The sequence below is a fragment of the Paenibacillus jepli genome, from assembly GCF_047238105.1.
Taxonomy (GTDB): domain Bacteria; phylum Bacillota; class Bacilli; order Paenibacillales; family Paenibacillaceae; genus Paenibacillus_D.
Genome location: NZ_JBDFMD010000001.1, coordinates 4,261,709 through 4,281,554, shown reverse-complemented (window position 1 = coordinate 4,281,554; position 19,846 = coordinate 4,261,709). Strand labels below are relative to the sequence as shown.

The window sequence follows — 19,846 nt, the reverse complement described above, 5'->3', positions numbered from 1 at the left end:
ACCCCTATCTACAATGCTTTAGTTTTCAACGTTTTCTCAAGACGGGCCAGCTTGCCGGACAGACTGCCGTCGTACAGACGGTCGCCGATCCGCACCTGGATGCCGCCCAGCAGATTCGGCTGCACCACTTGCTCCGCCCGTACCACCTTGGCGAGCAATGCGCCGAATTGGGCTTCGACAGCTTTCAGTTCAACCTCGGACAGCTCCTGCGCCGTATAGATCGTCGCACGGGCTTGTCCCAGCTCATCTGCTGCAACACGAGTATAAGCTTCATACACTTCGCCCAGCAGTCCTTGGCGTCGGCGGGCGATCAAGAGCGCCAGCATATCCAGGACCAGCTCCGACACGTGGCTGCCCAGCGCCTGCTTCAAGAGCGCCAGCTTCTTGCCGCTCTCGATATTGGGGCTGGCCAGGAACTTGCCGATCTCCGCATCGCTCTGCACAGCTTCGACGATGAGCTTCAGCTGGTCTTCAACGGCTGCCACCGACTCTGTCCCTGTGCCAGCTCGAACAGCGCCTTGGCGTAACGTTTGGCGACGACGGACTCGCGGCTCATGAGCGGCCTCCTACCTCTTTGAGGTATTGGTTAACCAATTGCTCTTGCGATTTGCTGTCGACTTGCTTCTCGATAATCTTCGAAGCGATCTTCACGGACAATTCGCCCACTTCGCCGCGCAGCGTCGCGATCGCTTTGTTCTTCTCGCTCTCGATATCCTTCACCGCATCTTCTTTCAGACGGGTTGCTTCTGCTTTGGCTGTATTGACGATCTCAGTTGCCTGCTTGGCGCTTGTCATCTTCGATTGTTCGATGATTTCATAGGCATCCTTGCGCGCCTGATCAAGCTGTTGCTTCTGCTCGGCGAGCAGTTGCTCGGCCTGTGAGCGGTTATTCTCCGCAGTTGCGATCTGCTCCTGGATCAACTCTCTTCGTTTCTCCATTACATTCATAAGAGGTCCGAATGCGTATCTGCTTAGCAGCCAATACAACAGCGCGAACGCCAAGATCATAATGACTGTATTTGTCCATACAAAATCCACGGATGACACTCCTTTCGCTCAGGTGATTTCCTTTGGGCGGAATAGCCCGAATCATAACGAAGGCGTGGAGGCTGACGCTTCCCCGCCTGGATATGATTGATTCGATTATTAAGTGAAGAAAATAAGGAAACCAAGAACGACACCGATAATCGGCACAACCTCGACGATACCGACACCGATAAACATTGTTGTTTGCAGTGCGGATTTGGCTTCGGGCTGTCTAGCAATACCTTCTACTGTTTTGCTGACGATCATACCGTTACCAAAACCAGCGCCGACTGCACCTAGACCGATTACGATTGCTGCATCCAAAAACTCCATCTTTAAATATCCTCCTTAAGGGATTGCTTGTTTTATTTTGGTTTGACTGTGTATCATGTTCCCGGGATAGGACGCTCATGCGACGTTTACCGGGTTCATTTCATGGTTAATGTTCTTCATGAACGATCGATTCGGCGATATACACCATCGTCAAGATTGTAAATAGGAAAGCTTGAATAGCGCCGACGAAAATACTGAAGCCTTGCCACACCGCCAGGAGCGGCAATCCAACCCAGCTCAACATCAAAATCGTCGAGATCAGCACTTCCCCTGCGAAGATGTTCGCATAGAGACGCAAAGCAAGCGTTAACGGCTTGGTGAAGGTCTTCAGCACGTTTAGCGGGAAGAAAATCGGAAACGGCTCCAGATAGTGCTTAAAGTAATGCTTCGTATTCATTCGGATGCCTAGATAGTGAATGAGAAAGAAGACGATAAGCGCCAGCCCGGATGTGACGGCAATGTCAGCAGTCGGCGATTTCCACCATGCGACCGCGAGATGCTTGTGCTCTGCGTGCGCCTCTTCCACTTCTTCTGCAGAGATGATCTCCATCCCAAGGAACTCGACAGCTCCATGATGTTCTTCCTTCACTTCGCTGATGAAGCCTAATGGCAGACCAAGGATGTTCGAAACAAAGATAAACATAATCAGCGTAGCGCCGAGTATGACGAACTGCTTGGCCTTCTTCAGCGGCATCGTGCTTGCAATCGTGCTGTGCACAAAATCAATTGCCCATTCCATAAAGTTCTGCATCTTGGAGGGGTTGTGCACCGATAAATTGCTGACTGCGACACGGGCAAGCGCGAACACAATAACGCAAGAGATAAGAATGGACGCAATAGCCGACAAGTCGAATCGCAACCCTGCGAGCTCAACGATCGGAAATAAATGCATGCAGTGATTTCACCCCTTTCCTCTGGATTCTCGCAAGTTATGCAGAAATGCTGCTACCAAAACTGCGAACTGAACATAAAAACTCGCAAACAATGCGGCTGGCAAATTCAATTGCTCCGGAAAACGCAACGCAAGCATTACGACAATGAGAACCATAGCAAAGCGGGCACCCATGCCGATCCCCAAACGCTTGCGGGGACGTTCCTCGCTCATCGCGTGCTCCAGGAACAAAATGCGCCGCTTCAGCATAAGCGCATTCATAATGCTCGCCAACACGCCAAGTATCAGACCCGCCGCAACCGTCCTGCCTTCTGGCACAACGATCCAGGCTAACAAACACCCTGACGCAAAAAAAAGAGCGGAGCGGATTGCACGCCTCAAAAGTTCATCCATCGGTGTCCCCCAATACTCTCTTGACCAGCAGTACGCAGGTGTACAGACCGACTGCCAGACCAACAAGCACGCCCGTAATGACGGACCCCAGCTTGTCCCCGACAACATAACCCAAGCAAATGCAAATCGCGACATCAAGTCCCATCGCGCCGACCAGGCCGGCCGCGCGCCACGGACTATCCAGATTGCTCTTCTTCGTCATGGCTTATACCCCTGTCAATCCTCATATATTTTATCGAAGCGACGCAAGGTTTGTCAATCAATATAAATTCAAACATTTAGTGAACGGAAAACCGAAAACCCTTGATAATACTGGATTCTCGCGCCAACACAACCATACAGTACCACTGTACGCTGTATGTTTTTGCACAGGACTTCGTTCTTCATTGCGCCATCGGTACGGTGGGAATGCTAGGAAAAGCCTTGCAAGCGCTCTATTCCAAGCTTTGTCGACGCCGTAGAAAACATTTTCACAGGCAGATCTGCGGGCGATAGTTCCGCAAGAGCCGAAGCAGCTGGAGCAGTTAGTCGGCGGCAATCTGTACGTGTAGATATAGAAACTATATTTACAACTCAAAAATTGCTCTGCGCTCCGCTGTAGATATAGATTCTATACTTAGAGTCGCAGGAACCGACTAAAATTGGGGCCGCGGGCCCCAATTAATAGTCAGGATTGCGCCGAGAAAGCTTCCGGACGATCGGCAGCTCTGCCGAAATGATGCAGGATGGCCTGCACGATCCGCTCGGATGCCCGGCCGTCACCGTACGGATTGGCTGCCCGGCTCATCGCCTCGTAAGCCTGCACGTCCGTCAGCAGCTCCTTGGCCGAGGAATACACAACCTCCTCGTCCGTGCCGACGAGCCGCAGCGTACCCGCATCGATGCCTTCCGGACGCTCTGTCGTATCGCGCAGCACCAGCACCGGCACGCCATAGGACGGCGCCTCTTCCTGCAAGCCGCCCGAATCGGTGAGGATCAGGTGGGCATGCGGATAAAAGTTATGCAGCTCGACGACATCCATCGGCTCGATCAGCTTGATCCGCGGATGGCCGCCCAGAATCTCCTCCGCCGGCTCCTTCACCGCTGGACTAAGATGTACCGGGTACACGATGGCGACATCCTCGAACTCATCGGCGATCCGCTTCACGGCGCGGAAGATCTGGCGGTGCGGCTCGCCCTGCGCCTCACGGCGGTGCGCCGTCATCAGGATGAGCCGCTTGCCTTGCGCCCACTCCAGTACCGGGTGAGTGAAGTCCTCCTTCACCGTGTAGCGGAACACGTCGATAACCGTATTGCCGGTTACGTAGATATCTTCCTCGCGCTTGTTCTCCTTGCGCAGGTTGTCCGCCGACAGCGAAGTCGGCGAGAAGTGCAGATCGGCCAGCACGCCGGTAAGCTGGCGGTTCATCTCCTCCGGATATGGCGACTGCTTGTTCCAGGTGCGCAGGCCTGCCTCGACATGCCCGACCTTGATCTGCTGCATGAATGCCGCATAGCTGGCCAGGAACGTCGTCAGCGTGTCGCCGTGCACCAGTACGATATCCGGCTGGGCCTCGCGCAGTACCGGCTCCAGCCCCTGCAGGACACGGACCGTGATCTCCTGCAGCGTCTGCCGGTCCTTCATGACATCCAGATCATAATCGGGTTGGATACGGAACACCTCGAGCACCTGGTCCAGCATCCGGCGGTGCTGCGCGGTCACGCACACGATCGACTCGATGTGTTCGGGGTGACGCTGCAGCTCCAGGATGAGCGGCGCCATCTTGATCGCTTCCGGGCGCACGCCGAAAATCGTCATTATTTTTAGTTTGCTCATGCGGGTATCACTCCTATTCCGGGATCTTGCTGAGATGCCAGATGACTTACTTGGTTCCGAAGATGCGGTCTCCCGCATCGCCCAGGCCGGGCACGATATACCCGTGTTCGTCGAGCTTCTCGTCGAGGGCCGCGATATGAATCTCAATATCGGGATGGGCCTCCTGCACCGCGCGGACACCCTCAGGCGCAGCGATCAGGCACATCAGGCGGATCTGGGTGCAGCTCTGCTTCTTGAGCGAGTCGATCGCCTTGATCGCCGTATTGCCGGTAGCCAGCATCGGATCAATAACGATCAGCATCCGGTCTTTGGCATCGGTCGGCAGATTGATATAGTATTCTACTGCATCGAGCGTGTCAGGATTGCGGAACAAGCCGATATGCCCAACCTTGGCTGACGGAATCAGCTTCAGCATGCCTTCGACCATGCCGAGTCCCGCCCGGAGGATCGGCACCAGGCCGATCATGCGGCCCGAGATAACCTTGGAGGTGGCCGTCGCCACCGGCGTTTCTACCTCGATCTCTTCCAGCGGCAGATCGCGCGTGATCTCATAGGCCATCAGCGTGGCCACTTCATCGACCAATTCACGAAAATCCTTCGTATTGGTATGTTTGTCTCGAATAAAAGTCAGCTTGTGTTGAATCAGGGGATGGTCGCAGACCACCAGTTTACTCATCGGGGGATCCTCCTAGCCGAGTCATGGCAATAGTTTGGCGGGGTAAGCAAGACTTAAGATGCTTAGAATTGAAAAAGCGGGCTTATCTCTTTTCGGACTCGAAGCCTTGTATATTATAGCACTGTAAAGCACGAACTGCACAACAAGCTTGTCACAGTGTTACGAAGATCCGCATCCGCCAGAGCAAGAGCTGCACGAAGTATCTCCGCCACCGCCATCACCGGAGGATTCGTCGCTGCCGTCGTTATCTCGCTCTGTCCCGCCACCCGCGGCGCCGCCACAGCTGCTCGTGGAGCCAGGCTGCCGCTGCTGGTGTCCGAGGACCTCGTCCATTGTCGCCGCCAGGTCGTCAGGCGCGGTGAGCGAAGCCAGCATCAGCGTGCCGCCCAGCAGCGACCAGCTTGCCGTATCGGACGCGGCACGGTCCAAGTGGCGTTCGCCGCGCGCTGCTTGTTCGTGTGCGGCTGCCATCTGGGCCCGGGCCTGCGTCAGCAGGTTTTCACGCGCCTGTATCAGCTCGGGGATGCTGTCATCCAGCTCCGCATGGAACAGCTCGCGTCGCACCTTATCTTCATCCGGCAGGCCTAACAGCTCCAGCAGCCCGGGCGACATCGGCGTCCGGTACATCCCGCCCCACAGCCGCGCCCCCGGATTCTCAGGTCCGAATAGCTCGCCGTATACCCAGTCGAACCATGCCCGCTCGGCCGATGGCACCAGCTGCTGTGCCGCTCCCGCAACCAGGGGCGTCCCGCTGTGCGGAGCATGATGGATCATCCGGCCGCAGAACCTCTCGCACATCTTCTGATACTCCATTGTGAACATCAGCATCTCATGCCATACCTCATCGACTTGTGCGCTGTACATCTCCACCCGGCGCAGCAGTGCGGCCATGAGCAGGAAACGCTTCTGTTCATGCCATCTCCACTGCCATTCGGTATCGCTCAGCTCCGGTTGCCGCTGCTGCAGCCTCTCCTTGACTCGCAGCTCATAATCAGCGGGAATCGACTGCTCCAGCCGGACCGCAGCTTCATAGGCCGGGTTCCCGGGATAGATGCCGAGCGTCTGGGGCGGCCGGTGGGCGGGATAGCCGATCCGGCCGGCCGCTGAGGCACGCTGACTCCGTTTCCATAATGAATAGGAGAGTACGATCACCAGCCCTGCGATCGCACCGCCTGCGATAAGCTGCTCCACAGCACCCGCTCCTTTACTACGTAGGTTGTTTAAAAAAGTCCGCTGTTGATTAAGCATATACTGCTCTCACTGTACCATATCAAAAGCCGCCCGACACCCTTATATCGCATTCCCGTACCGTCCAGCAGCCCCCTTCCGTTGAGGCGGTGCGTCGTTTGTTTAAGCGCCGCATCAACGGGTAATTCTAATAAACACCGTCAGCAAGCTTGGTTGACCATTATCCAGGAGGAGGAATAATCGATGAAAAGACGAATGTTGATGTCCGCACTCGGCATGGGAGCCGCTTACTTGCTCCGCAACAAGCAGGCCCGCCAGAAGCTCATGGATACCTTCCAATCCATCACAGGCAAGTCGAGACGGCGGGTTAAATAAGCAGACCCAGAGCCAGTCGGATTAATTGTACAGCAATCAACAGAACAAAGACTCCAGCGCCGCTTGCAGCGGCATTGGAGTCTTTGTTGGATCTGGCCCTGCCAGTGGAATTAATATTGCAGCCCAGGGTAAAGCGGGTATTGCGCGGTCAGCTCGCGTACCCGTGCTTCCGCTTTGGCCAATACGTCGCTGTCCTCAGGATTTTTGAGCGTCATTGCGATGACCTCGGCGATGACCTTCATCGCAGCCTCGTCCATGCCCCGGGAGGTAGCGGCAGGCGTACCGATCCGGATGCCGCTGGTAATGAACGGCGAAGTCGGGTCGAACGGAATCGCGTTTTTGTTGACAGTGATGCCGACTTGATCCAGCAGATGCTCGGCTTGCTTGCCTGTGATGTTCAGGCCGCGCGTATCGACCAGCATCAGATGATTGTCTGTGCCGCCGGAGACGATGTTCAGCCCCTCGCCGGCCAGTGCGTCTGCCAGTACGCGAGCGTTGTTCACAACCTTCTGGGCGTATTCCTTAAAGGACGGCTGCAGCGCTTCGCCGAAGGCGACCGCCTTGGCAGCGATGATATGCATGAGCGGACCGCCCTGCGAGCCAGGGAACACCGCTTTGTCGATCGCTGCTGCCCACGGCTTGCGGCACAGGATCAGACCGCCGCGCGGACCGCGCAGCGTCTTATGTGTTGTCGTCGTCACGAAATGCGCGTGCGGTACCGGACTCGGATGCAGACCTGCCGCCACGAGACCGGCGATATGCGCCATGTCGACCATGAACAGCGCGCCCACGTCGTTTGCGATCTGGCCCAGTTTCTCAAAGTCGATGATCCGCGGATAAGCACTTGCGCCGGCCACGATCATCTTGGGGCGATGCTTGAACGCGGCCTTGCGGACTTCGTCGTAATTGATCGTAAAGGTATCCTCTTCGACGCCGTATGCGACGAAGTTGTAGAGCAGACCGGAAGCGTTGACCGGGCTGCCGTGCGTCAGGTGACCGCCATGCGCCAGGTTCATGCCCAGCACGGTGTCGCCAGGATTGAGCGTTGCCAGATAGACTGCCATATTGGCTTGCGCGCCGGAGTGCGGCTGTACGTTGGCATGCTCGGCGCCGAACAGCTCCTTGGCGCGGTTGCGGGCGATGTCCTCGGCGATGTCGACGTGCTCGCAGCCGCCGTAGAAACGCTTGCCCGGATAGCCCTCGGCATACTTGTTGGTCAGCACAGAGCCCATGGCTTCGAGCACGGCCTCACTGACGATATTCTCCGATGCGATCAACTCGATGTTGTCGCGCTGACGCTTCAGCTCCAGGCCAAGCGCCGCGAGCAATTCGGGATCCTGTTTGCGCAGATGTTCCATAAGTAATAATATCCTCCCTGGATGCCGGCTCCGCCCGGCCCTGGCCGGTCTGTCCGGTGCGGGCCGCGGCGCGCGGGCATCAAATATAGTAATGGATTGAATCTCTAATCACATGTGCCGCCCCGCTGCTCGGGGGCGGACTCGGCCTCCCCCAGCACCGGCTGGCCGTCCAGCGTATATACTGCCCTTGCACCACCGATCAGCCGCGGCCGCGTCGTCGCCATCGTGACGTGAGCTGCTCCGATGCTGCGGATCGCAGGACGCAGCGGGACCGCAACACGGCGCAGATGCATGCCGATCAGCGTATCGCCGATATCGATGCCGGCATCGGCTTGTACGGCATCGACCAGCACCGGATCATTTAGCATCCGGTACGAGTAGGCCGCCATCGAGCCGCCTGCGCCCGGGATCGGTACGGCTGCTACTTCCTCCAGCCGGTAACGTTCCGCTGCCTCGCGCGTCAGCACGAGCGCCCGGTTGAGATGCTCGCAGCACTGGTAGACGGGGTAGAAGCCCCGTTCCCGGCGCACCGCCTCGATGCCTTCATAGATCGCCTGCGCGATCTCCTGCGTCCCTGAGGTGCCGATCCGCCGACCGGCCACTTCGCTTGTACTGACGCCGATAACCAGCAGCTGGCCGCTGCGCAGCCCCGCCGCTTCGGCCAGCTCGCGCACCGTCGCTGTCGTATCGGCTGTTATCGCCTGCAGTTCCGTATTCATTCAGCATGCCTCCCGTTTAAGGATGCGAGGAATATTTGTCTTCGAGCGCCTTGACCTTACCTACGCGGCCGATATGCCGCTCACCTTCGGAGAACGGCGTCTCCAGCCAGATCCTGATGATCTCCTGGGCTACGCCAGGTCCGATGACGCGCTCGCCGAGAGCCAGCACATTGGTGTCATTGTGCTCGCGGGTCGCTTTGGCGGAGAACAGATCATGCGTCAGGGCGCAGCGGATGCCGGGAATCTTGTTGGCGGCGATGGACATCCCGATACCGGTCCCGCAGATCAGAATCCCGCGCTCGGCTGTCCCTTCGATCACCTGGTTGCATACTTCGAGAGCATAGTCGGGATAATCGACCGATTGCTCGCAGCTGCAGCCGAAATCCTGCACCTCGTGCCCCAGCGACTCCAGGAAAGGAATCACGACATCCTTCAAGCGGTACCCCGCATGGTCAGCGCCGATTGCAATTTTCATACGAACCCTCCTAAAAGTTTTCCGAAGGAAAACTCACTTCGGAAGCGTGTGCTTAAGTTTTGCGAAGCAAAACTGCTTCGAAAGCATATGCTTAGTTTTCCGAAGGAAAACTCACTTCGGAAGCGTGTGCTTATGTTTTGCTCTCCCCATTATACCCGAATCACCCTCAAAAGACGAAAAAGAGCATGACGTGCAATGCACGCTGCTCTTTGCCCAGGCGACCGGCCCTATGTTCCGATGCTCCCCCGTGGTTGCCCACTTCCGTCGCCAGTTACACCGGATCCTTGATTGTTACCCTAACTATATAGCAACCCTATCCAAAAATCAAGCGGCTACTTCAGCTTGCGCAGCAGCTTCTGGACCGCTTCGGCAATCTCCTCCGCCGTCATCTCGTACTGCGCCAGACTGCCGCCGAACGGATCACCGATATCGAAGCTCGGGATCCGCGCTTCCAGCTCCAGCAGACGCGCCCGCTCCTGCTCCGTAAGCTGTCCCCCAAGCGCCTGCTTCATATGCAGATCCGTGTAGAGACGCTCCAGCTCTTCAATATCGGACAGCACCGCTTCCTCGCGGGCTACATATTCCTTCAGCGTGTGGCTCTTCTCCACGGCTTGCGGATACCGCTCCAGCAGGTGGCGCTTGTGGCCGGCCGTCATCGTCAAGATCAGATCCGCCCAATTAACCGCCTCGGCAGTCAGCGCGTGCGAGCTCTTATTGTGACTAATCTGACGGTGCCGCAGCGTCTCGGAGGCATGCGCGGATATCGGCAGCCCGTCTACCGTCGACACTCCCGCCGACCGCACCTCGACCGCGATTCCTTCCCGCTCCGCCATATCGCGCAGCAAAGCTTCCGCCATCGGGCTGCGGCAGGTGTTGCCGGTACATACGAATAAAATGCGTTTCAACGGCACAACTCTCCTTTCTGCCGGCGCAGACACAGATGTGTTCAATGTATAATACTAGTTCTCCATTATCACCAGTGTACCCTTTATTTTCACCAGATCCGGATCAGAATAAAAACATCAGACCGAATACAAGCAGGATAATACCGCCGCACGCTTCGCCATAGTCTCCCAAACTGCCCCCCGCCCGGCGGCCGATCAACAGTCCAATGATCGACATCAGACCGCCGAACAAGCCGAACATCAGCACGGTCAGCAGCATGTTCGCCGAGAACATCCCCAGTGACACGCCGACCGAAAAAGAATCCACACTCACCGTAAGACCCAGCAGCAGCGTCCCCCAAAGCGACCGGTGATCGATGCTGCTCTCCGAGCCGGGACGCAGCGAATGATACACCATATGCGCGCCCAGCAAGAATAGCAGAACCCCCGCTGCTGTAGTCGCCACTTGACCGAGCAAGCCGCTCATAAAATTTCCCGTCAGAATGCCCAGCAGGGGCATCGCCACATGAAACAAGGCGATCACGCAGCTGAGCCTCAGCACGTGACGCAGCCGGATCCCCTTCAGGCCGATCCCGATCCCCAGCGAGAAGGCATCCATCCCAAGCGCCACGGCCATCAACACTATCGTCATCAGCTGCCCTGCCGGTACGGTAGCTTCACCCATCATGGATGGCAGTCCTCCCCACGTCCAATCCGTCATTTGTTATCCAGCATATGCGGACAAGACGGCAAACATGACCAAGCCCTGTGTGAGGAACGGGGAGGGTCGGTAAAGGAAGAATACCGTTTACTGAGTTGGCGGCAATGGAGACACAGAGCCGTTTACGGAAGCCTCGCTTGGGGCATATAGCCTGTTAGCGTTATGCAGAGCTGGACGGCAAGACTGTCGCCTTATCAGCTCTGTACGGGGGCTCACGAGATCTGCACTAGGACTGACAGGATCAGGAACAGACTAGCTGCGGCATGCGGGAAAATTTCTCGTCCACGCATCTTCTGGCTTGCGCTATACTTCCACAACGCGGTGGCCTGCGGCTTTGACCAGACGGTTCATCAATGCGTCGCCGATCCCGCCAGCCGGACACGCCTCCGCCCAGATGCGCTCCACGCCGCTGCTGTCCATCTCCCGCAGCGCGGCATACAGGCCCTGCGCTGCCGTCTCCAGCTCTACTAGCGAACCGATCGCCAGGACGACGTCGGCGCGGTAATCCGCAGCATGCTCCGCATACGTAAGCACGCCGGTGACAGTTCCCCGCGCCCGGGCCGCGTCGATCGCGGACTGGATATACTCCTGCATCCGGACAGCCGCACCCTGCACGAGCTGCATCTCGCCCCTCGGCGCATAATGAGCATACTTCATGCCGGGAGAACGGGGCGCCTCCGGCTCGACTGCGGCGGATGACGCGGTCTCGCGCTGAGGGACTGCGAGACCCCCGGCAGTGACGTCCGCCGAGCCCGTCGCGGGCCGCTGCGGCGCACTCCCGTCAGACGAGCCGGTTACGGGCAGCTGGGGCGCACGCCTGTCAGGCGTCCGGCTCACCTCGGCGAAGCGGCTGAGCGCTTCGGCAGTGACCCCACCGGGCCGGAGGATGACGATCCGGCCGTCGACCACCTGGATGACGGTCGATTCCAATCCGATGCCCGTCGGCCCGCCGTCGACGAGCCCGTCGATCCGCCCGCCCAGATCCTCCGCCACGTGATCGGCCCGGGTCGGACTGGGCCGCCCGGACCGGTTGGCGCTGGGAGCCGCGACCGGACATCCCGCCGCGGCGATGAGCCGGAGCGCCACCGGGTGGTCCGGCATCCGCACGGCCACTGTATCCAGACCTGCGGTCACGAGCGGCGAGAGCGCTCCGGGACGGACAGGCAGGACCAGGGTGAGCGGCCCCGGCCAGAACGCCCCCATAAGTTCAGCCTCCAGGTCGCTGCAAGACTCTGTCAGCTGCGCCATCTGCTCCCGCTCGGCGATATGGACGATCAGCGGATTATCGGCAGGCCTGCCCTTGGCCTCGAAGATACGGGCTACCGCCTTGTCATTGGAGGCATCAGCCCCCAGACCGTAGACCGTCTCCGTCGGAAAAGCGATCAGGAAGCCGCGGCGCAGCAGCGCCGCCGCTTCCTGCAGTCCCGATTCGGCGGAGATCGACGTTTGGTCCTTCGCCAGGGTGTCAGCGCTCCCGAACATCGAAGATGATTCCGAGGCGCCATCTATTGCATTCTTATATTCAGTCGAATATACATGCCATCGTTTGGTCACATGATTCATTCCTTCAGCACTTGTCGAATCGGCATCAGCCGCATCCATTATACCATATCATGTTGTGTCGCAGTGATGTTAGCAGCTGCCGAGCACAGGAGACGCCCGCCCCCTGCATACGGACAGACGATCCGTTATTCGTCATCAGAAGTGCCCATCAGCATCCATCATACCCGCCTTTCGAGCGGATTCAAGTAACGTTTTACCCCTGGTTGAGCTTTGGTCGCCTTATGCAGCATTATCAATATATGTGCAACTACTCTGTCCGCAGCGGCATCGGAAAGGCTTTATCTCAGCTGAACAGCCCGCGGAAGAATTCGATGATCGACTGGATCAGATCCCAGAGGAAGAACCGAACCTCCGGCGCTTCACCAAGCTCCGGCAGCTCTGCCGGACTATCACCCGCTGTAGCTTCGGCGACCGTCGGCTCTGCTGCCACTGCTTCACCGCTAATTCCGTCTACGAAGCACAGCGGCGGAAACAGCACACACCACCAGTTCTGCCCCATACCTGCTCCGAGCGTCACCCGCACCGCTTCATAATCGCCCGCCGGATATACCTGGCTGCCGTACATTTTGGTAGGGAAAGGCACCGTCCCCAGCTCGACCTCGAAGCCGTAGTTAAACCCGCGGCTCTCCAGCACCTCGGCAATCCGGGCTTCCAGCACATCCATGTTCGTCAGGATGGTTGCGCGCGCCTCATTAATAGACTGCGGGCCACTCGCCCATGCCTCCATCTCAGCGACAATGGCGTCTCGGACATGGCGTTTGATCGCCTGATCCTGGGGAGCATCGGAGTTGGCCAGGATACGCAGGCGGATCGATTCCTCGGGGATCGAGCCCTGCACCACAGCTGCGTCCATACGCTGGCCTTCCCAGCTCATGATAAGTACCATCAGAACAACAAACAGATAACCGTACGATACGCGATAAGAAAAACGGGTATGATTGCGGATAACCATGTCACACAAGCCCCTCTCGTACGCATCCGTCGATGCGTCAGCTTGCGTTCCGGAACGTCTATGCTCCTCAGTATGTCCGGCCTATCCACTCTCTAAACCTATTAATCTCTGATTCAAGTAAATGGCAGGTCGAATCTAGCAGAGAACGGGCGGAGCACAGGTTCGTTGGAGCGGGCGGAGCTGCTGTAAGGGAGAAAAGGTTCGCTGGAGCGTGTGGCGGGTCTGGCGGAGCTGCTGTAAGGGAGAAAAGGTGCGTTGGAGCGGGCGGCGGGGCTGTGGAGGTGCTGTAAGGGAGAAAAGGTTCGTTGGAGCATGGGGCGGGGCTGGGGGAGCTGCTGTAAGGGAGAAAAGGTGCGTTGGAGCATGGGGCGAGTCTGGCGGAGCTGCTGTAAGGGAGAAAAGGTTCGTTGGAGCATGAGGCGGGGCGGATGGAGCTGCACGAAGAAGACGGCTCCATCCGCTAATCGTCCAACCCCTTTTATTTTAGCGCAAGCACATGCCGCTCAATGCCCGCATAATCCTCGATGATCCGTACCTCGCGCCAGGTGAAGGCTTCCTCCAGCAACCGGGCGACCTCCCGCGCCTGGCCCATTCCAAGCTCAAACGCCACGATGCGCGGCAGCCGGGACATTCCCTTCAGCTGCCCTATCATCCGGCGGTAGGGGTCCAGTCCGTCATCGCCGCCGACCAGCGCCAGATGCGGCTCAAAGTCTCGCACCTCCCGCTGCAGCTCCAGCAGATCGCCAGCGGGAATATATGGCGGGTTCGAGACGACGATATCTGCTGTCAGACCGGCCAACGCCGGAGATAACCCCTCCGCCGCGCCACCCTGCATGAACGGCGCCAGCAGGTCGCCCTGGACGAACGTCACCTGCTCCTCCACACCCAGCGATGCCGCATTGACTCCGGCGACTGCCAACGCATCCGCCGACAGATCGGATGCGTACAACCGCCAAGCCGGTCGCTCGGCTGCCAGCGTCAGCGCGATCGCCCCGCTGCCGGTACCGATATCCAGCACGGTCAGCGCACGTGGGTCTGCGTCCGCTCCGAAGCGCGGCTCTGTGCCGTTGAGAGTACTGTCATCGATTCGTCCGCTTCCGGCTTCATCCGTGCCCTGCGCTCCCGGTGCCCCGCCGCACAAACCGCCGACTCCGCCCGAAGCTGCATCTCCCGCACCGGTCAGAGCTGCGCCGCTGCTGCCGCTCGATGCCGGCCACAGCCGGTCGGCCGCCTCCAGCACGGCCTCGACGAGCAGCTCCGTCTCCGGCCGCGGGATCAGCACCGCCGGCGTCACCGCAAAGGCACGGCCATAGAACCAGCCCTCGCCGATAATATACTGCACCGGCTCGCCAGCCGCCTTGCGGGCGATCAGCTGCCGCCACGTCTCCCAGTGCTCCAGCGGCATCGGCTCCCGCCAGTCGCGCATCAGCTGCGCCCGCTCGATGCCGAGCACGTGCAGCAGCAGAAGCTCCGCATTGGCCCGCGGCTCTGTCACGCCTGCCGCCTCCAAAAGAGAAGAAGCCTGCAAGCAGGCTTCTCTTAAGGTCAGTTCGGCGGAATGGACGAGCTCAGAAACATCAGCTCGATCGTCTTGCATACCTTCCCCTCCAAACCTAAATATTTAATACGCTAAAAGATTCATATGCTTAAGCCAGGTTCTCCTGCTCCAGCAGCTCCGCTTGCTCGGCGATCGTCAGCGCGTTGACGATCTCATCCATATCCCCATTCAAGACAGTATCCAGCTTGTGCAGGGTCAGGCCGATGCGGTGATCGGTAACACGGCTCTGCGGGTAGTTGTAGGTCCGAATCCGCTCACTCCGGTCGCCGGTGCCAACTTTGCTCTTGCGCTCGCCCGCATACTTGGCCTCTTCCTCCTGGCGTCTGATATCATAGATACGGGCACGCAGCACCTGCAACGCCTTGGCTTTGTTCTCGTTCTGCGACTTGCCGTCCTGACAGGTCGCCATGATGCCGGTCGGCACATGGAGCACGCGGACAGCGGATTTGGTCGTATTGACCGACTGACCGCCAGCGCCGCTCGAGCAGAACGTATCGATCCGGATGTCCTTATCCAGGATCTCGACCTCGACATCCTCGACCTCCGGCATGACCGCAACAGTCGAAGTCGAGGTATGGATACGTCCGCCCGACTCGGTTACGGGGATCCGCTGGACGCGGTGCGCGCCGCTCTCGAATTTCAGCTTCGAGTAGGCGCCCTTGCCGTTAATCATGAAGATGATCTCCTTGTAGCCGCCCAGATCGCTCTCGCTCGCCTCCAGCACCTCGACGCGCCAGCCTTGCGAATCAGCGAATTTGCTGTACATCCGGTACAGGTCGGAAGCGAACAACGCCGCCTCGTCGCCGCCGGCCGCGCCGCGCACCTCGACGATGACGTTTTTGTCATCGTTGGGGTCCTTGGGCAGCAGCAGCACGCGGATCCGTTCCTCCAGCTCCTGCATCCGCTGGCCCTGCTCCTCCAGCTCAAGCTTGACCATCTCGCGCATCTCGTCGTCGAGCTTTTCCTCGAGCATCAGTTTGGCATCGTTATACTGCTCTGACGCCTCTTTGTACTCCATATAGGCATTATACGGCTCCTGCAGATCGGATTGCTCTTTGGAGTAATCCCGCAGCTTCTTGGTGTCGCTGGCGACATCCGGATCACACAGCAGCTCGCTCAGTTTGTCATACCGGTCCGCCAGCGCTTGCAAACGGTCCAAATTCATAATGGTTCACACACTCCCGGGCGCTGACGAAAGCTTCGTCCCGCCAATTAGTCTCGTCGGCAGTCCGAGGATGATCTCCCGCCTGCCTCCCTATAGTATATCACATTACGCAAGTAGTGGAGCATCTGTCACTGCGCCAAGCCTACCGCCGGACACATCCCTCGGTGCCCACGCCGAAAGGCCCCACCCAGTGGGGCCTTTGCCCGGCCGCAAACGCGGCGGGGAGCAGCTATACGTTGAAGCGGAAGTGCATGACATCGCCGTCCTTGACGACGTACTCCTTGCCCTCCAGCCGCAGCTGTCCGCGTTCCTTGGCAGCATTCATCGTCCCGGCCGCGACGAGATCATCATAGGAGACGACCTCCGCCCGGATGAAGCCGCGTTCGAAATCCGTATGGATGACGCCCGCCGCCTGTGGCGCCTTCATCCCTTTGCGGATCGTCCACGCACGTACCTCTTGCACGCCCGCAGTGAAATAAGTGTACAGACCGAGCAGCTTGTAAGCCGCCTTGATCAGACGGTTCAGGCCGGACTCTTCCAGTCCGAGCTCCTCGAGGAACATGTCCTTGTCCTCGCCTTCGAGCTCGGCGATCTCCGCTTCCACCTTGGCGCTGATCGGTACGACCTCGGCATTCTCGGCAGCGGCGAATTCACGAACCTGTTTCAGATACGGGTTGTTGTCGCTGTCTGCCACTTCACCTTCGCTGACATTGGCCGCATACAGGACCGGCTTGATCGTCAGCAGGTGCAGATCGCGGATCAGCAGACGCTCGTCGTCTGTAAGCTCCATGCTGCGCACCGGTTTATCCTCGTACAGGGCTTCCTTGATGCGCTCGAGCAGCTCGACTTCCTGAGCGTACTTCTTGTCGCCGCCCTTCATATTCTTGCGGGAACGCTCGATCCGCTTTTCGACGGAGTCGACGTCCGCCAGGATCAGCTCCAGATTGATCGTCTGAATATCGCTTAGCGGGTCGACCTTGCCGTCCACATGCGTAATATTCTCGTCCTGGAAGCAACGCACCACGTGGACGATCGCATCGACCTCACGGATGTGCGCCAGGAATTTATTGCCCAGACCTTCGCCCTTGCTCGCACCTTTGACGATGCCGGCGATATCGATAAACTCAAAGGCTGTCGGTACCGTTTTGTTGGGTACGACCAGCTCCGTCAATTTGTCCAAACGCTCATCCGGCACCTCGACGATGCCGACATTCGGATCTATGGTACAGAACGGGTAATTGGCCGACTCGGCCCCTGCTTGTGTAATGGCGTTAAATAATGTCGATTTCCCTACGTTAGGAAGGCCGACGATCCCGCAGGAAAGTGGCATGCTGAACAACTCCTATCTCCATTTCATCTTTCGTCATTATACCCGATGGGCCAGGACATTAAAAGACAAAAGAGAGCTGCCGTCCAGCCGGCCGCCAATCCCACCGGACTATCCCGATTAAAAGAAGGCCTGGCGCCCCGGAATCCCCCCGCCAAGGCCGACCGTCAAGACGTTGCCGGTCCCGTTTCACTCCGCATTGGAAAGGTCTGTCCGGAGCGCTACCGGTCCCGCTTGACGCCGCCCTGGAACGCCGTCTCGTCCTGCTTCATGTCCGCCTCCGTGAGCCCCGAAGCTGCCAGCAGCTCAGCCGCATCGTCCTGGGGACGATAGCCGATCAGCCCGGCGAGATAGCCGATATCGTAGTAGTTGTCCGTGTTGGCCGAAGTGCCGTACAGGGAGAGAAAGCGATGCGAGTTGTCCGCCTCCACGCAGCAAGCCGCCAGCTTCACCAGATCCCGTTCGGAGATCCAGATATGCAGGGAGCGCTCGGAATGCGGCCGGTCATCGCCGGGGAAGTTGCCGATCCGGATGTTGATTGAAGATACATCGTACTTGTCGGAATAGTAACGGCCCAGCAGCTCGATATAACATTTGCTGAGTCCATAGAGACTGTCGGGACGATAGGGAGCGTCTGCCTCCGCCTCCTCGCCCACCCGATAGAAGCCCATCGCATGATTGGAGCTGGCGAAGATGACGCGCCGGACCCCGTTGATCCGCGCTGCCTCGTAGAGATGATAGGCGCCTGTAACGTTGACCGGCAGCACCATGCCGAGGAAGTCCTCGTTGTCCTTAGCCCAGCTATTATGGATCACCGTGTCCACGCCCCGGGTAAGCTCCCGCCAGCGGTCCGCATCCGTCACGTCCAGCGCCTCGATCCCCTCCTGCTCGTCCGCCTGGAGGTCGGTCCCGATGATGTCATAACGGTCCATCTCCCTAAGCCCCGCCGCGATAGCTCCGCCGACTCTTCCGGCTGCGCCGGTAACCAGCACCTTGCGTCTCTCCATTGTCCGTGGCACCTCATCTTCTTGTGATTTGACTGCTCTTTAACAGTATTAACCAACAGAAGACGATTTGATTACGAAAAGAATACGCACGCTGCCGTGTCCTACACCAGAGCGCACGCTCCGCTCCTCCTCACAGCTCGCAGACGATGTTCTCCAGCCGCGAGCGGTCGGCGGCAAAGCCGATGCGGTGGCCGTCGATGGACATCGCCAGCGACGTCGAAGAGATCGACGGCGTTTGGCCGCGCAGCACCTGCACGAAGTCCTCGACCAGCCGCATGTCGCCGCCGCCGTGACTGTCATCTGAGACATCGACAACCACCTCGCGCTCGGCATAGTGACGGTCTGCAGACATATCCGGTGTGCGGACGACGAACCGCCCTTCCTCCAGGGTGCCCTGGATCTCGCCCCGGGTGCCTACGATATGCAGCAGCCGGGCCGGACGTGCTGTCGCGCCGACGAGATTATGCGAGGCGGTCAGACCGCTATCGAACTCGACGATGACAGACTGGTGATCGACTACATCATTGTCGCAGCGCCAGACGCAGCGGCCGTAAGGGTTATCCGTCTCCAGCGACCGGATCTTCTCCGCTTCGGTCCACGGCTGGCCCAGATGTTCGTTCTCCCACACGTAGAAGCCCCACATCCCCTTGTCCAGGTAATGCTTGCGCGCCGAATACATGCACTCCGGCTCGATCTTGCAATCCGTGAGACATCGGGTACCCGCACCCGCAGGCGCGCGCTCCGGCCGGAACTGCATCAGGCTGCCAAAGCTGCTCACCCGCACCGGCCGCGTCCGGCCCGCCAGCCAGGTCAGCAGGTCGAGGTCATGGCAGCACTTCGCCATCAGCATCGACGACTTGCCGCTCGCCAGCGAGCTCCACTTGCCTCGGATGAAGGAAACGGCCATATGATGGTAGCTGACGTGCTCTGCCGTCTGGATGTTGACGATCTCGCCGATCTCGCCCGCGGCGATCGTCTCCTTGACCGCCCGGTAGAACGGCGCATACCGCAGCACATGGCAGATCATCACGGTCCGGACGTGCTGCTCCGCCGCCTCCTGCAGCCGCTCCACCTCCGCTTCGGAGATGCCGATCGGCTTCTCCAGCAGCAAGTCGTAGCCGGCAGCCAGCAGCGGCAGGCTGGTCGGCAGATGCAGCTCGTCCATCGTGCCGTTGATGGCGCAGTCCGCCAGGCGGGGGCCGGATACCAGCTCCCCGACACTGGCAAAGCAGGCTGCCGGACCAAGTCCGAAACGCTCGCCAGTCAGCCGCCGGCGCTCCGCATCCGGCTCGACGACGCCAGTGATCCGCAGCTGCTCCGGCTGCCGCTCCGCATAGGAAGCGTAGATCAGGCTGCGGTGACCTGCGCCGATGATCACCGCCGTGACCGGGCGCTGATCCGAGGTCGTTGAATCCATA

General features: G+C 58.9%; 22 protein-coding genes and 1 riboswitch. Of the genes, 1 reads left to right on the top strand and 21 read right to left on the bottom strand.

What is annotated here, in order from left to right:
* Positions 1–8: 8 nt before the first annotated feature.
* From atpH to ABC336_RS18540, 9 genes are all read right to left on the bottom strand, one after another.
* Positions 9–485 (bottom strand): ATP synthase F1 subunit delta, encoded by a 477-nt coding sequence (gene atpH / locus ABC336_RS18580; protein ID WP_413240053.1) that lies wholly within the window; start codon positions 483–485, stop codon positions 9–11.
* A 67-nt stretch (positions 486–552) separates the two neighbouring features.
* Positions 553–1,038: a F0F1 ATP synthase subunit B gene (atpF, locus tag ABC336_RS18575; protein WP_413240052.1), complete on the bottom strand. Its 486-nt coding sequence runs from the start codon at positions 1,036–1,038 to the stop codon at positions 553–555.
* 108 nt (positions 1,039–1,146) lie between these two features.
* Complete coding sequence (gene atpE, locus ABC336_RS18570) at positions 1,147–1,359, bottom strand: F0F1 ATP synthase subunit C (protein WP_128657627.1); 213 nt, start codon at positions 1,357–1,359, stop codon at positions 1,147–1,149.
* A 106-nt stretch (positions 1,360–1,465) separates the two neighbouring features.
* A complete protein-coding gene (atpB, locus tag ABC336_RS18565) occupies positions 1,466–2,251 on the bottom strand; it encodes a F0F1 ATP synthase subunit A (RefSeq protein WP_413240051.1) in 786 nt (261 codons plus the stop codon).
* 9 nt (positions 2,252–2,260) lie between these two features.
* Positions 2,261–2,644: an ATP synthase subunit I gene (locus ABC336_RS18560; RefSeq protein ID WP_413240050.1), complete on the bottom strand. Its 384-nt coding sequence runs from the start codon at positions 2,642–2,644 to the stop codon at positions 2,261–2,263.
* On the bottom strand, positions 2,637–2,846 hold the full coding sequence (locus tag ABC336_RS18555; RefSeq protein WP_128657624.1) for a hypothetical protein: 210 nt from the start codon (positions 2,844–2,846) through the stop codon (positions 2,637–2,639). Before ABC336_RS18555 ends, ABC336_RS18560 begins: the two co-directional genes overlap by 8 nt.
* Positions 2,847–3,311: 465 nt before the next feature.
* Positions 3,312–4,460, bottom strand: a complete 1,149-nt coding sequence (wecB, locus tag ABC336_RS18550; RefSeq protein WP_413240049.1) for a non-hydrolyzing UDP-N-acetylglucosamine 2-epimerase — start codon at positions 4,458–4,460, stop codon at positions 3,312–3,314.
* A 46-nt stretch (positions 4,461–4,506) separates the two neighbouring features.
* Positions 4,507–5,136: a uracil phosphoribosyltransferase gene (gene upp / locus ABC336_RS18545; RefSeq protein WP_413240048.1), complete on the bottom strand. Its 630-nt coding sequence runs from the start codon at positions 5,134–5,136 to the stop codon at positions 4,507–4,509.
* Between the two features lie 159 nt (positions 5,137–5,295).
* Positions 5,296–6,327, bottom strand: a complete 1,032-nt coding sequence (locus ABC336_RS18540) for a glycine-rich domain-containing protein (protein ID WP_413240047.1) — start codon at positions 6,325–6,327, stop codon at positions 5,296–5,298.
* 240 nt (positions 6,328–6,567) lie between these two features.
* Here ABC336_RS18540 and ABC336_RS18535 point away from each other — a divergent pair, with 240 nt between their 5' ends.
* Positions 6,568–6,699: a hypothetical protein gene (locus tag ABC336_RS18535; protein ID WP_413240046.1), complete on the top strand. Its 132-nt coding sequence runs from the start codon at positions 6,568–6,570 to the stop codon at positions 6,697–6,699.
* Between the two features lie 110 nt (positions 6,700–6,809).
* Here the strand turns inward: ABC336_RS18535 and ABC336_RS18530 are convergent, their stop codons facing one another.
* The 12 genes from ABC336_RS18530 to ABC336_RS18475 form a co-directional block, all read right to left on the bottom strand.
* Complete coding sequence (locus ABC336_RS18530) at positions 6,810–8,057, bottom strand: serine hydroxymethyltransferase (RefSeq protein ID WP_413240045.1); 1,248 nt, start codon at positions 8,055–8,057, stop codon at positions 6,810–6,812.
* Positions 8,058–8,161: 104 nt separating this feature from the next.
* Positions 8,162–8,776 (bottom strand): TIGR01440 family protein, encoded by a 615-nt coding sequence (locus tag ABC336_RS18525; protein WP_413240044.1) that lies wholly within the window; start codon positions 8,774–8,776, stop codon positions 8,162–8,164.
* A gap of 16 nt (positions 8,777–8,792) precedes the next feature.
* Positions 8,793–9,251, bottom strand: a complete 459-nt coding sequence (rpiB, locus tag ABC336_RS18520; RefSeq protein ID WP_413240043.1) for a ribose 5-phosphate isomerase B — start codon at positions 9,249–9,251, stop codon at positions 8,793–8,795.
* Between the two features lie 204 nt (positions 9,252–9,455).
* Positions 9,456–9,536: riboswitch (ZMP/ZTP riboswitch) on the bottom strand.
* 47 nt (positions 9,537–9,583) lie between these two features.
* Entirely contained in the window at positions 9,584–10,156 is a 573-nt protein-coding gene (locus tag ABC336_RS18515; RefSeq protein WP_413240042.1) for a low molecular weight protein arginine phosphatase, read from the bottom strand.
* Between the two features lie 103 nt (positions 10,157–10,259).
* Complete coding sequence (locus ABC336_RS18510; RefSeq protein WP_413242558.1) at positions 10,260–10,820, bottom strand: manganese efflux pump MntP; 561 nt, start codon at positions 10,818–10,820, stop codon at positions 10,260–10,262.
* 339 nt (positions 10,821–11,159) lie between these two features.
* Positions 11,160–12,338 carry an L-threonylcarbamoyladenylate synthase gene (locus ABC336_RS18505; RefSeq protein WP_413242557.1) on the bottom strand — a complete coding sequence of 393 codons (1,179 nt, stop codon included), beginning with the start codon at positions 12,336–12,338 and terminating at the stop codon, positions 11,160–11,162.
* A 364-nt stretch (positions 12,339–12,702) separates the two neighbouring features.
* The gene (gene spoIIR, locus ABC336_RS18500; protein ID WP_413240041.1) at positions 12,703–13,371 is read right to left on the bottom strand and encodes a stage II sporulation protein R; all 669 of its coding nucleotides are present in this window, start codon (positions 13,369–13,371) and stop codon (positions 12,703–12,705) included.
* A gap of 478 nt (positions 13,372–13,849) precedes the next feature.
* Positions 13,850–14,968, bottom strand: coding sequence for a N5-glutamine methyltransferase family protein (locus tag ABC336_RS18495; protein ID WP_413240040.1), 1,119 nt, complete (start codon positions 14,966–14,968; stop codon positions 13,850–13,852).
* A gap of 49 nt (positions 14,969–15,017) precedes the next feature.
* A complete protein-coding gene (gene prfA, locus ABC336_RS18490) occupies positions 15,018–16,094 on the bottom strand; it encodes a peptide chain release factor 1 (protein WP_413240039.1) in 1,077 nt (358 codons plus the stop codon).
* Between the two features lie 229 nt (positions 16,095–16,323).
* Positions 16,324–17,424, bottom strand: coding sequence for a redox-regulated ATPase YchF (ychF, locus tag ABC336_RS18485; protein ID WP_413240038.1), 1,101 nt, complete (start codon positions 17,422–17,424; stop codon positions 16,324–16,326).
* Between the two features lie 218 nt (positions 17,425–17,642).
* A complete protein-coding gene (locus ABC336_RS18480; RefSeq protein ID WP_413240037.1) occupies positions 17,643–18,428 on the bottom strand; it encodes an NAD-dependent epimerase/dehydratase family protein in 786 nt (261 codons plus the stop codon).
* Between the two features lie 130 nt (positions 18,429–18,558).
* Positions 18,559–19,845 carry a Gfo/Idh/MocA family protein gene (locus ABC336_RS18475; protein ID WP_413240036.1) on the bottom strand — a complete coding sequence of 429 codons (1,287 nt, stop codon included), beginning with the start codon at positions 19,843–19,845 and terminating at the stop codon, positions 18,559–18,561.
* Position 19,846: the final 1 nt, after the last annotated feature.

What these genes read in the sequence shown, in the direction of transcription:
- atpE (WP_128657627.1), bottom strand. Translation starts at nt 1,359, where the DNA reads ATGGAGTTTTTGGATGCAGCAATCGTAATCGGTCTAGGTGCAGTCGGC.
- atpB (WP_413240051.1), bottom strand. Translation starts at nt 2,251, where the DNA reads ATGCATTTATTTCCGATCGTTGAGCTCGCAGGGTTGCGATTCGACTTG.
- ABC336_RS18560 (WP_413240050.1), bottom strand. Translation starts at nt 2,644, where the DNA reads ATGGATGAACTTTTGAGGCGTGCAATCCGCTCCGCTCTTTTTTTTGCG.
- ABC336_RS18555 (WP_128657624.1), bottom strand. Translation starts at nt 2,846, where the DNA reads ATGACGAAGAAGAGCAATCTGGATAGTCCGTGGCGCGCGGCCGGCCTG.
- wecB (WP_413240049.1), bottom strand. Translation starts at nt 4,460, where the DNA reads ATGAGCAAACTAAAAATAATGACGATTTTCGGCGTGCGCCCGGAAGCG.
- upp (WP_413240048.1), bottom strand. Translation starts at nt 5,136, where the DNA reads ATGAGTAAACTGGTGGTCTGCGACCATCCCCTGATTCAACACAAGCTG.
- ABC336_RS18535 (WP_413240046.1), top strand. Translation starts at nt 6,568, where the DNA reads ATGAAAAGACGAATGTTGATGTCCGCACTCGGCATGGGAGCCGCTTAC.
- ABC336_RS18530 (WP_413240045.1), bottom strand. Translation starts at nt 8,057, where the DNA reads ATGGAACATCTGCGCAAACAGGATCCCGAATTGCTCGCGGCGCTTGGC.
- ABC336_RS18525 (WP_413240044.1), bottom strand. Translation starts at nt 8,776, where the DNA reads ATGAATACGGAACTGCAGGCGATAACAGCCGATACGACAGCGACGGTG.
- rpiB (WP_413240043.1), bottom strand. Translation starts at nt 9,251, where the DNA reads ATGAAAATTGCAATCGGCGCTGACCATGCGGGGTACCGCTTGAAGGAT.
- ABC336_RS18510 (WP_413242558.1), bottom strand. Translation starts at nt 10,820, where the DNA reads ATGGGTGAAGCTACCGTACCGGCAGGGCAGCTGATGACGATAGTGTTG.
- ABC336_RS18505 (WP_413242557.1), bottom strand. Translation starts at nt 12,338, where the DNA reads ATGTTCGGGAGCGCTGACACCCTGGCGAAGGACCAAACGTCGATCTCC.
- spoIIR (WP_413240041.1), bottom strand. Translation starts at nt 13,371, where the DNA reads ATGGTTATCCGCAATCATACCCGTTTTTCTTATCGCGTATCGTACGGT.
- ABC336_RS18495 (WP_413240040.1), bottom strand. Translation starts at nt 14,968, where the DNA reads ATGCAAGACGATCGAGCTGATGTTTCTGAGCTCGTCCATTCCGCCGAA.
- prfA (WP_413240039.1), bottom strand. Translation starts at nt 16,094, where the DNA reads ATGAATTTGGACCGTTTGCAAGCGCTGGCGGACCGGTATGACAAACTG.
- ychF (WP_413240038.1), bottom strand. Translation starts at nt 17,424, where the DNA reads ATGCCACTTTCCTGCGGGATCGTCGGCCTTCCTAACGTAGGGAAATCG.
- ABC336_RS18480 (WP_413240037.1), bottom strand. Translation starts at nt 18,428, where the DNA reads ATGGAGAGACGCAAGGTGCTGGTTACCGGCGCAGCCGGAAGAGTCGGC.
- ABC336_RS18475 (WP_413240036.1), bottom strand. Translation starts at nt 19,845, where the DNA reads ATGGATTCAACGACCTCGGATCAGCGCCCGGTCACGGCGGTGATCATC.